We start from the raw sequence: 10,784 nt of genomic DNA, 5'->3' as shown, positions 1-10,784 counted from the left end.
CGCGCAGGCCGTGGCAGCGCGCGACGTGCGCCCTGACCAGCGTTAGCGTGGGTGGCAGCCGCACCGAGGGCGGGGCGGCGGAGGGGAGCGGACCGTGAGCGAGAAGGACGCGGCGCACCGGCTGGCCGAGGCGAGCAGGCTGGCGACGCAGGAGCTGCACAAGCAGGGCACGCCGGACTACGACCCGCGCGCGCACGAGCGTGCCGTGGAGGCCGAGCGCAAGGCGCTCGAGGCCCTCGAGGCGGAGAAGAAGGCGTCCGGGCCGAGCTGACCGGTCCCGGGCCGGGCCGCGCGTCCGGTACCGCCCACGACCCCCGCAGCCCCGCCGGGCGCGGGGGTCGTGCTGTGCCCGGCGGCTCTGCCGGGACGCGTGCCCGCCGGGACGCGTGCGCGGACGAGGGTGCGCGCACCGGTATCGAGCATGTATCTTGATGTCGAGATAATTTGCGACCCGGGCCGCCGTAGGCTGGGAGGTCGCACGTCCTGCGTCCGGGTGACCCCCATCCCCGGGCAGACTCGCCCAGCGAAGGAGCCCCACGTGAGCAGCGTCGACAGCTTCGGTTCGAAGGGAACGCTCGAGGTCGGTGACGCCTCGTACGAGGTGTTCCGGCTCTCGGCCGTCCCCGGGCTGGACCGCCTGCCGTTCAGCCTCAAGATCCTCGCGGAGAACCTGCTGCGCACCGAGGACGGTGCCAACATCACCGCGGACCACGTGCGCGCGCTCGCCGGCTGGGACCCGGCCGCGCAGCCCGACACCGAGATCCAGTTCACGCCCGCGCGCGTGATCATGCAGGACTTCACCGGCGTGCCGTGCGTCGTCGACCTCGCGACCATGCGCGAGGCCGTCGCCGAGCTCGGCGGCGACCCGTCCCGCATCAACCCGCTCGCCCCCGCCGAGATGGTCATCGACCACTCGGTGCAGATCGACGTCGCGGGCCGCCCCGACGCGTTCGAGCGCAACGTCGAGCTGGAGTACCAGCGCAACCGCGAGCGCTACCAGTTCCTGCGCTGGGGCCAGACCGCGTTCGACGACTTCAAGGTCGTCCCGCCCGGCACCGGGATCGTGCACCAGGTCAACATCGAGTACCTCGCCCGCGGCGTCATGGTGCGCGACGGCCGCGCGTACCCCGACACGTGCGTGGGCACCGACTCGCACACCACGATGGTCAACGGCCTCGGGGTGCTCGGCTGGGGCGTCGGCGGCATCGAGGCGGAGGCGGCCATGCTGGGCCAGCCGGTGTCGATGCTCATCCCGCGCGTCGTCGGCTTCAAGCTCACCGGGCAGATCCCGGCGGGCGTGACCGCGACCGACGTCGTGCTCACGATCACGCAGCAGCTGCGCCAGCACGGCGTCGTCGGCAAGTTCGTCGAGTTCTACGGCGAGGGCGTCGCGGCCGTGCCGCTCGCCAACCGCGCCACGATCGGCAACATGAGCCCCGAGTTCGGCTCGACCGTCGCGATCTTCCCGATCGACGGCGTGACCCTCGAGTACCTGCGCCTGACCGGCCGTTCGCAGGAGCAGCTCGCGCTCGTCGAGGCGTACGCCAAGGAGCAGGGCCTCTGGCACGACCCGTCGGCCGAGGGCTACACCGAGCCGGTGTACTCGGAGTACCTCGAGCTCGACCTGTCGACGGTCGTCCCGTCGATCGCGGGCCCCAAGCGCCCCCAGGACCGCATCGAGCTGTCCGAGGCCAAGGAGTCGTTCGCGGCGTCGATCCTCGACTACGTCGACCCGCACGAGGCCGCCGCGTTCACCGGGCTCGACGAGTCGGTCGAGGAGACGTTCCCGGCGTCCGACCCGATCGCGGCCAGCGCACACACCGACTCGTCCGACGCGCCCGCGGGCGCGCTGCACGGCGACTCGGCCCACCGCCCGCACAAGCGCGTCCCCGTGACGCTCGCGGACGGCACCCAGACCGAGCTCGACCACGGGCACGTCGTCATCGCGTCGATCACGTCCTGCACCAACACGTCGAACCCGTCGGTCATGCTCGCCGCGGCGCTGCTCGCGCGGAACGCGGTCGAGAAGGGCCTGTCGGCCAAGCCGTGGGTCAAGACGTCGATGGCGCCGGGCTCGCAGGTCGTCACGAACTACTACGAGAAGGCCGGGCTGTGGCCCGCGCTCGAGAAGCTCGGCTTCCACCTCGTCGGCTACGGCTGCGCGACGTGCATCGGCAACTCGGGCCCGCTGCCCGACGAGGTGTCCGCCACGGTCAACGAGCACGACCTGTCGGTCGTGTCGGTGCTGTCCGGCAACCGGAACTTCGAGGGGCGCATCAACCCCGACGTGAAGATGAACTACCTGGCCTCGCCGCCGCTGGTCATCGCCTACGCGCTCGCCGGGACGATGGACTTCGACTTCGAGAACGAGCCGCTGGGCACGACCGAGGCCGGCGAGCCGGTGTTCCTCGCGGACATCTGGCCCTCCCCGGCGGACGTGCAGGCCACGATCGACGCGTCGATCGACCGCCAGATGTTCACCGACGACTACGCGGACGTGTTCACGGGCGACGAGCGGTGGCGCTCGCTGCCCACCCCCGAGGGGAACACCTTCGAGTGGGACGCCGAGTCGACCTACGTGCGCAAGCCCCCGTACTTCGAGGGCATGGGCGCGACGCCCGAGCCCGTCACGGACATCACGGGTGCGCGCGTCCTCGCCAAGCTCGGCGACTCGGTCACGACCGACCACATCAGCCCTGCGGGCTCGATCAAGGCGGACAGCCCGGCCGGGAAGTACCTCGCGGAGCACGGCGTCGACCGTCGTGACTTCAACTCCTACGGCTCGCGCCGCGGGAACCACGAGGTCATGATCCGCGGCACCTTCGCCAACATCCGCCTGCGCAACCAGCTCGTGCCCGGAACCGAGGGCGGGTTCACCAAGAACCTGCTCACGGGCGAGGACACGACGATCTACGACGCGTCGGTCGCCTACCAGGAGGCCGGCGTCCCGCTCGTCGTGCTCGGCGGCAAGGAGTACGGCTCGGGCTCGTCGCGCGACTGGGCCGCGAAGGGCACGCGCCTGCTCGGCGTGCGCGCGGTCATCACCGAGTCCTTCGAGCGGATCCACCGCTCCAACCTCATCGGGATGGGCGTCCTGCCCCTGCAGTTCCCCGAGGGCGAGAACGCGGACTCGCTCGGGCTCGACGGCACCGAGACGTTCGACGTCGCGGGTGTCACGGAGCTCAACGAGGGCCGCACGCCCCGCACCGTGCACGTCACAGCGACCAAGGGCGACGGCTCGACGGTGGAGTTCGACGCGGTCGTGCGCATCGACACCCCCGGCGAGGCGGACTACTACCGCAACGGCGGCATCCTGCAGTACGTCCTGCGGCAGGTCGCGGGCGCCTGACGTCCCGCACGCACGACCGCGCCCGGCCCTCCTCGGGAGGCCGGGCGCGGTCGTCCGCGGACCGCCGTGCTGGGCCCGCTCGCGTCCCCCTGCGACGTCGGGGTCAGACCTGGCCGAAGCCGGGAGCGGTCACCGTCGCCCAGGACCGTCGCAGGATGCGCTCGAGGACCGCCAGGTCCACGCGGTCGAGGTCCTTGAGGTACAGGCAGCTGACGCTCGTGGTGTGCGGGCCGAGCGCCGCAAGGTCCTCGGCGTGCGCGTCGAAACCGTCGGCCAGGTAGACGGTCGTCGAGGCCGTGCGCGGCGAGAAGCCCGCGGCGGCCGCATCGCCCTCGCGTCCGCTCGCGTAGCGGTAGTGGTAGCTGCCGTAGCCGACGATGGACGGGCCCCACATCCGCGGCTGCTCACCCGTCACGCGGCCCAGCAGGTCGAGCAGGCGCTGCGCGTCGCGGCGACGGACCGCGTGCGGGACCGCGTCGACGAACGCGCGGACGTCGGCGTCGGTGGGCACCGTGCGCGGCTGGTCGGCCATGGCGTCAGTATCGCGGGGTCGCGTCGTCGTGTCAGCGGCCGGTGGTGAGGGCGTCGGCGATCAGCCGGACGAGCAGCGCGAGGTGCTCGCCGTCGGCGTCCCGGTCGGGGTTCGCCTCGGTCACGACGAGCCCCGCGAACCCCTCGCTGCGGACGAGGGCCGCGAGCAGGGTGCCGAGCGTGGCCGGGACGAGGCCACGGCCGTAGGTGGGGACGTCGGCGAGCGGCAACGCGAAGAAGTCGAGCACGTCGACGTCGAGGTGCACGAGGTACCCGTCGCGCCCCGCGACGGCGAGCGCCCGGGCGGCCGCCGCGACCGGGTCCGCGGTGACGGCGTCCGCCCGGACGCGCAGGGACGGCACGAGCCCGTGCACGTCCTCCTCGTCGTCGGACTGCCCGACGAACGCGAGGCGGTCCGCGGTGAGCAGCGGGCGGCGCGGGCCGAACCCGGCGAGCGCGGGGTGCACGCCGGGCAGGTCGAGCAGGTGCGCGACACCCGTCGAGTCCGCGATCGGCTCGTCCGCGGGGCCGGTCGGGACGTGCAGGTCCTGGCCACCGTCCACGTACACGAGCCCGAGGTCCCGCCCGGCGTCGACGGCCGCCGCGAGCACCGCCAGCGTGACCGTGCACTCACCCCCGACGACGACCGGCACGTGCCCCGCGTCGAGCACCGCCCGCGTCGCGGCGCGCGCCTCCTGCAGCACCTCGACGACGCGGTGCACGTCGTGCGGGACGGTGCGTCCCGGCGGGTCGTGCCGCCAGCGGGCGACCGCGGTGTCGCCGTGGTCCACGACGTCGCGACCCGCGGCGCGCAGCGTCGCGACGAGCCCGGCACGGCGCAGGGCCGCGGGGCCGCGCTCGAGACCGGGCGCGTGCGCGGCGACGCTCGACGGGACGCCGAGGAGGCCGAGGGGTGCGGTGGTCGGCATGCGCGCCACCGTACGGGTGGCGTCCGACACGCAGCCCCGCGACCCGGGCCCGCGCGCCCGCACGCGCGGACCGGTCGGCCGCGTCAGTCGCCGTCGAGCGCCTCGCTGACGGCGTGGCGGCCCACGGCCGCCAGGTGCGGGTGGTCCACCGGGTGCATCTGCAGGACGACACCCAGGTGCAGCGCCCATGCCCGCGCCCGCCGCCACACGGCGTCGTCCCACCCGCGCGCACGGTCGAGCCGGTCCCGCAGGTCGGCCCGCCCGTCGGCGTCGAACGTCAGCCACGCCGTCGCGAGGTCCGACGCCGGGTCGCCCGACGTCACGTCACCGAAGTCGATGACGGCGCGCAGCCGCCCGTCGTGGACGAGCAGGTTCGCGGGGTGCGGGTCGCCGTGCAGCCACAGCGCCGGCCCGTCCCACGCGGGGGCTGCGGCCAGCTCGGCGCGCAGCGCGAGCACCCGGTCCGCGTCGGGCAGCGCGAGGCGGTCGAGGCGCTCGCGCAGGACGGTCGCGTCGGGTGCCAGCGGGACGCCGCGGAAGGGGTTGTGGGGCGCGTCGGGGGGCGCCGGGCGGTGCAGCGCCACCAGGACGTCGGCGAGCTCCGGCACCCACGCGGCGCGCTCGCGCACGGGCGTGCGCCACGCCGGCGCGGCGTCGAACCACGGGACGACGCTCCACGCCCACGGGTAGCGCGTGGACGGGACGCCCGTGCGCACCGGCACGGGGGTCGCCACCGGCAGCAGCGGCGCGAGGACGGGCAGCCAGCGCTGCTCGTGCTCGACCAGCGGCGCGGACGCCGCGCGCACCGGGAACCGCAGGGCGAGGTCGTCACCGAGCCGCCACAGCACGTTGTCCCAGCCGGTGCCGGCCCACGTCAGGGGCAGGTCCGCGAGGTCCGGGTGCTGGTCGCGCACGAGCGTGCGGGCGAGGTGCTCGTCGACGTCGATCTCGGGGACGGGGTGGACCACGGGTGTCCTCTCGGCCGGCACGGGCAAGGGCTCGGAGCGGGCAGGCGGCTCGCGCCGGTCAGCGTGGCGGCTGGACCGTCCGGCGGTCGTCCCACGGGAGGCTCCAGCCGAGCGCGTCGAACATGCGGCCCAGGACGATACCGGTGAACCCCCAGACCACGAGGTCTCCGACGACGAACGCGGGCGTGCGCACGCGCACCCCGCCGCGCTCGTGGGCGACGCTCGCACGGTTCGCCGGGTCCAGCAGGTCGACGACCGGCACGCGCAGCACCTCGACCGTCTCCCGGTGGTCGACGGCCGCGACGTCGGACGGGCGCGTCCACCACGCGGGCACGGGAGTGACCAGGTGGTTGCTGACCGGGACCGCGAGCGGCGGCAGCGTGCCGAGCACCTCGACGCCCGTGGGGTCGAGCCCGGTCTCCTCGACCGCCTCGCGCACCGCGGCCGCCGCGGGGGAGACGTCGGACGGCTCGGTCCGGCCCCCGGGGAACGACACCTGCCCGGCGTGGTGCCCGAGCGTCGCCGCGCGGCGCTGGAGCAGCACGTCGAGGTCGGCGGCGACCGCGGGACGGCCCGTGCGTGCGGGTGCCGCGTCCAGCTCGCCGAACAGCACCAGCACGGCCGCCGGGCGTGCGTCGGCGACCGACGGCAGGACCCGCGACGGGTCGACCCGCCAGTCCAGCCCCGCGGCGCACAGCGCGCGCAGCGCCTCGCGTACGCCGTCCGCCGCGGACGTCATCCGCGGGCCCGCGCGAGCTCCCCGAAGGCCGCGAGCGCCTTCTCCGCGGCCGGCACGAGCGTCGGCAGGTGCCGCGCCCCGTCGGCGCGCACCGCCACGACCTCGTCCTCCGCGAGCCCGGCGGTCATGTCCGGCGTCGTGAGCCACAGCTCGAGCATCGACGCCGTGACCTCGGGGTGGAACTGGAGCCCGAGCGCGCTGCCCGCGCGGAACGCCTGCACGGGCGTCGCGGGCGTGGAGGCGAGCAGCGTCGCCCCCGACGGCAGGTCCACCGCGTCCGAGTGCCAGTGCAGGACCGTCGGGCGGGTGCCGAGCGGGCCGAGCACGGGGTCGTCGGCCACCACGTCGACCGGGGCGAAGCCGATCTCCGTGCCGTGCCGCCGGTGCAGCCGTGCCCCGAGCGCGAGCCCGAGCAGCTGCATGCCGAGGCACACGCCGAGGACCGGCACGTCGGCGTCGACCGCGTCCGCGAGCAGCCGCCGCTCCGCCGCGAGGCCGGGATGCCGCTCGTCGTCCGCGTCCATCGGCCCGCCCATGACGACGACGCCCGCGACGTCGTCGAGCGACGGCAGCCGCGGCTCGGCGACGTCGAGCACGGTGCGGACCTGCAGCGGCCCGTCGATCGCCGGCCCGATCAGCCCGGGGCCCTCGTGGGACGCGTGCGTCAGGACCAGGACGGGGCGCACCGTCACCACCCGTCCGGGAGCGGCCGACCCTCTTCGTAGCCGGCGGCGGACTGGATGCCGACGACCGCGCGCTCGGTGAGCTCCTCGAGGGAGGTCGCGCCCACGTACGTCGCGGCGGAGCGCACGCCCGCGGTGACGTGGTCGATGAGGTCCTCGACGCCCGGCCGGCGCGGGTCCAGGTACATGCGCGAGGAGGAGATGCCCTCCTCGTACAGGCCCTTGCGCGCACGCTCGAACGCCGAGCCGCCGCGGGTGCGGGCCGCGACCGCGCGGGCGGACGCCATGCCGAAGCTCTCCTTGTACAGGCGGCCCTCGCCGTCGGCGTGCAGGTCGCCGGGCGACTCGTGCGTCCCGGCGAACCAGGAGCCGATCATCACCTGCGTCGCGCCCGCGGCCAGCGCGAGCGCGACGTCGCGCGGGTGGCGCACGCCGCCGTCGGCCCACACGTGCCCGCCCAGGCGACGCGCCTCGGCGGCGCACTCGAGCACCGCGGAGAACTGCGGGCGTCCGACGGCGGTCATCATGCGCGTCGTGCACATGGCGCCGGGCCCGACGCCGACCTTGACGATGTCCGCGCCCGCCTCGATGAGGTCTCGCGTGCCCTCGGCCGTGACGACGTTGCCGGCGACGACGGGCACCTGCGGGTCGAGCGACCGGACGGCGCCGAGCGCGTCGAGCATCTTGCGCTGGTGGCCGTGCGCGGTGTCGACGACGAGCACGTCGACGCCCGCCTCGAGCAGCTCCGCGGTCTTGGCCTTGACGTCGCCGTTGATGCCCACGGCCGCGGCGACCCGCAGCCGGCCGGCCGCGTCGAGCGCGGGGGAGTAGATGGACGAGCGCAGGGCGCCGACGCGCGTGAGCACGCCGACGAGCAGGCCGTCGCGCACGACCGGGGAGAACCGGCGGCGCGACGCGTGCAGCTGCTCGAACGCGGCCTCGAGGCCGCGCGTGCCGCTCTGCTCGAGGACGGACAGGTCGACCGTCGTCGGGTGCGGCGTCATGACGTCCTCGACCTGCGTGAACCGGTCGACGCCCTGGCAGTCGGCCTCGGTCACGACGCCCACGGGGCGGCCGTCGGCGACGACCACGGCGGCGCCGTGCGACCGCTTGCCGATGAGCGTGAGGGCCGTGTGCACGGTGTCGTGCGGGGACACCTCGACGGCGCTCTCGACGACGGTGTGGCGCGCCTTGACGGAGGCGACGACGTCCGCGACCACGTCGGTCGGGATGTCCTGGGGGATGACGGCGATGCCGCCGCGACGGGCGACGGTCTCCGCCATCCGGCGGCCCGCGACGGCGGTCATGTTCGCCACGACGAGCGGGATGGTGGTGCCGGTGCCGTCGACGGGCGTGAGGTCGACGTCGAAGCGGGAGGTGACCTCGGAACGCGACGGGACGAGGAAGACGTCGCCGTAGGTGAGGTCGGAGGCCGGAGTCTGGCCGGGCAGGAAGCGCATGGGAGTTCCCCTTTCCGATCGATGGTACCGGGTGGGGCCCGGGCGGCCGGGTGCGGGCCCGGCACCTGCGAGGACGGGCCGCCGCTTCTTCACCGACCCTCCACGGCACCGCCCGCGCTCCACCCGGTCCGGAAGGGCACGTACCGGGCGCCTGGACCTAGAGTGTGCTGGCGAAGCCTTCGGCGTCCGCAGCGTGCGGCATCGTCGCCGCACCGGGAGGAGAGGCCGTTCCATGGCACTGCTGGACTCGATCACGTCCCCTGCGGACGTCCGGCGCCTGAGCCGCGCGCAGGTGGCCCGCCTCGCCGACGAGGTCCGCGCGTTCCTCGTCGAGTCGGTGTCCCGCACGGGCGGTCACCTGGGTCCGAACCTCGGCGTGGTCGAGCTCACCATCGCGCTGCACCGCGTGTTCGACTCGCCGCGCGACACGCTCGTGTTCGACACCGGGCACCAGTCCTACGTGCACAAGCTCCTCACGGGCCGCACGGACTTCACGCAGCTGCGCCGCCGCGGCGGCCTGTCCGGCTACCCGAGCCGTGCCGAGTCGGAGCACGACGTCGTCGAGAACTCGCACGCGTCGACCGCGCTGTCGTGGGCGGACGGCATCGCGAAGGCCAACCAGCTGCACGGCCGGGGCCACCGCACCGTCGTGGCGGTCATCGGCGACGGCGCCCTCACGGGTGGCATGGCGTGGGAGGCCCTCAACAACATCGCGGCGGGCCAGGACCGCCGTCTGGTCGTGGTCGTCAACGACAACGGCCGCTCGTACGCGCCGACCATCGGCGGCCTGGCGCGGCACCTGGACACGCTGCGCACGACGCAGGGCTACGAGAACGTCCTGTCCTGGGGCAAGCGCACGCTGCGCCGCAGCGGCCCGCCCGGGCGGTTCGCGTACGACGCGTTGCACGGCCTGAAGAAGGGCATCAAGGACGTCGTCGCGCCGCAGGGCATGTTCGAGGACCTGGGCCTGAAGTACGTCGGGCCGGTCGACGGGCACGACGAGCAGGCCGTCGAGCACGCGCTGCGCCGCGCCAAGGCGTTCGGCGGGCCCGTGATCGTGCACGTCATCACCGAGAAGGGCCGTGGGTACACCCCCGCGGAGCAGGACGTCGCCGACCGGTTCCACGCGGTCGGCCAGATCCACCCGGAGACGGGCCTGCCGCTCGCGCCGTCGCGGTTCGGCTGGACGAGCGTGTTCGCCGACGAGATCGTCCGGATCGGCCGGCGTCGCCAGGACGTCGTCGCGATCACCGCGGCGATGCTGCAGCCCGTGGGGCTCGCGCCGTTCGCCGCCGAGTTCCCCGAGCGCGTGTTCGACGTCGGGATCGCGGAGCAGCACGCGGCGACCTCCGCCGCGGGCATGGCGTACGGCGGGCTGCACCCCGTCGTCGCCGTCTACGCGACGTTCCTCAACCGCGCGTTCGACCAGGTGCTCATGGACGTCGCGCTGCACAAGGCGGGCGTGACGTTCGTGCTCGACCGCGCGGGTCTCACGGGCGACGACGGCGCGAGCCACAACGGCATGTGGGACATGGCGATGCTCGGCATCGTGCCGGGGCTGCGGCTGGCGGCGCCGCGCGACGAGCCGACGCTGCGCGAGGCGCTGCGGCAGGCCGTCGACGTCGACGACGCGCCCACGGTGGTGCGCTACCCCAAGGGTGCGATGGGGGACCCGGTCCCGGCGGTCGACGAGGTCGACGGCGTCGACGTGCTGGCCCGGCACGCGGGCCCGGACGACGCGCCGTCCGTGCTCGTGGTCGGCGTGGGGGCGATGGCCGGCACGGCGCTGGAGACCGCGGAGCTGCTCGCGGCGCACCGTCTGCGCGTCACGGTCGTCGACCCGCGCTGGGTCCTGCCCGTGCCCGCCGCGCTGACGAAGCTCGCGGGGGAGCACGACCACGTCGTCACGCTCGAGGACGGCCTCGTCGACGGCGGGATCGGCGCGCTCGTGGGGCAGCGGTGCGGCGAGGTGGGCGTGCACACGCCCGTGCAGTCGTTCGGCATCCCGCGCCGGTTCCTCGACCACGCGTCGCGCGACCAGCTCGTGGGGGAGCTGCGGCTGCGCCCGAACGACGTCGCGCGGGACGTCCTGACGGCGCTCGGCCGGGCAGGGTAGCGCACGTCA

Annotated in this window: 9 protein-coding genes; 3 read left to right on the top strand and 6 right to left on the bottom strand. The window is 74.7% G+C overall.

Translation table 11 applies throughout. The annotated features are described in order from the left end of the window. Positions 1-94 precede the first annotated feature (94 nt). Both CELF_RS10815 and CELF_RS10810 read left to right on the top strand, forming a co-directional pair. Positions 95-271, top strand: coding sequence for a hypothetical protein (locus tag CELF_RS10815; protein WP_013771294.1), 177 nt, complete (start codon positions 95-97; stop codon positions 269-271). 267 nt (positions 272-538) lie between these two features. Next, positions 539-3,349 (top strand): aconitate hydratase, encoded by a 2,811-nt coding sequence (locus tag CELF_RS10810; protein ID WP_013771293.1) that lies wholly within the window; start codon positions 539-541, stop codon positions 3,347-3,349. 103 nt (positions 3,350-3,452) lie between these two features. Here the strand turns inward: CELF_RS10810 and CELF_RS10805 are convergent, their stop codons facing one another. The 6 genes from CELF_RS10805 to CELF_RS10780 all read right to left on the bottom strand — a co-directional run bounded on the left by CELF_RS10805 (position 3,453) and on the right by CELF_RS10780 (position 8,659). Further along, the gene (locus CELF_RS10805) at positions 3,453-3,881 is read right to left on the bottom strand and encodes a DUF1801 domain-containing protein (protein ID WP_013771292.1); all 429 of its coding nucleotides are present in this window, start codon (positions 3,879-3,881) and stop codon (positions 3,453-3,455) included. A gap of 31 nt (positions 3,882-3,912) precedes the next feature. Beyond that, complete coding sequence (locus tag CELF_RS10800; protein ID WP_013771291.1) at positions 3,913-4,809, bottom strand: arginase family protein; 897 nt, start codon at positions 4,807-4,809, stop codon at positions 3,913-3,915. Between the two features lie 83 nt (positions 4,810-4,892). After that, positions 4,893-5,777, bottom strand: a complete 885-nt coding sequence (locus tag CELF_RS10795; protein ID WP_013771290.1) for an aminoglycoside phosphotransferase family protein — start codon at positions 5,775-5,777, stop codon at positions 4,893-4,895. A 58-nt stretch (positions 5,778-5,835) separates the two neighbouring features. Further along, positions 5,836-6,516 (bottom strand): NUDIX hydrolase, encoded by a 681-nt coding sequence (locus CELF_RS10790; protein WP_013771289.1) that lies wholly within the window; start codon positions 6,514-6,516, stop codon positions 5,836-5,838. Further along, positions 6,513-7,208 (bottom strand): type 1 glutamine amidotransferase, encoded by a 696-nt coding sequence (locus tag CELF_RS10785; protein WP_232014227.1) that lies wholly within the window; start codon positions 7,206-7,208, stop codon positions 6,513-6,515. Before CELF_RS10785 ends, CELF_RS10790 begins: the two co-directional genes overlap by 4 nt. Next, on the bottom strand, positions 7,205-8,659 hold the full coding sequence (locus tag CELF_RS10780; RefSeq protein ID WP_013771287.1) for a GuaB1 family IMP dehydrogenase-related protein: 1,455 nt from the start codon (positions 8,657-8,659) through the stop codon (positions 7,205-7,207). Before CELF_RS10780 ends, CELF_RS10785 begins: the two co-directional genes overlap by 4 nt. Positions 8,660-8,891: 232 nt before the next feature. Between CELF_RS10780 and dxs the strand changes: the two genes are divergently transcribed. Continuing rightward, a complete protein-coding gene (gene dxs, locus CELF_RS10775; RefSeq protein WP_013771286.1) occupies positions 8,892-10,775 on the top strand; it encodes a 1-deoxy-D-xylulose-5-phosphate synthase in 1,884 nt (627 codons plus the stop codon). Positions 10,776-10,784: the final 9 nt, after the last annotated feature.

Source organism: Cellulomonas fimi ATCC 484 (assembly GCF_000212695.1).
GTDB classification, from domain to species: Bacteria; Actinomycetota; Actinomycetes; order Actinomycetales; family Cellulomonadaceae; genus Cellulomonas; species Cellulomonas fimi.
The sequence above is the reverse complement of the archived record's forward strand: the minus strand, read 5'-3'. Positions and strand labels throughout refer to the sequence as shown.

Excerpts from the sequence above, each read along its gene's own strand:
- CELF_RS10805 (WP_013771292.1), bottom strand. The coding sequence starts at position 3,881 with ATGGCCGACCAGCCGCGCACGGTGCCCACCGACGCCGACGTCCGCGCG.
- CELF_RS10800 (WP_013771291.1), bottom strand. The coding sequence starts at position 4,809 with ATGCCGACCACCGCACCCCTCGGCCTCCTCGGCGTCCCGTCGAGCGTC.
- CELF_RS10790 (WP_013771289.1), bottom strand. The coding sequence starts at position 6,516 with ATGACGTCCGCGGCGGACGGCGTACGCGAGGCGCTGCGCGCGCTGTGC.
- CELF_RS10780 (WP_013771287.1), bottom strand. The coding sequence starts at position 8,659 with ATGCGCTTCCTGCCCGGCCAGACTCCGGCCTCCGACCTCACCTACGGC.
- dxs (WP_013771286.1), top strand. The coding sequence starts at position 8,892 with ATGGCACTGCTGGACTCGATCACGTCCCCTGCGGACGTCCGGCGCCTG.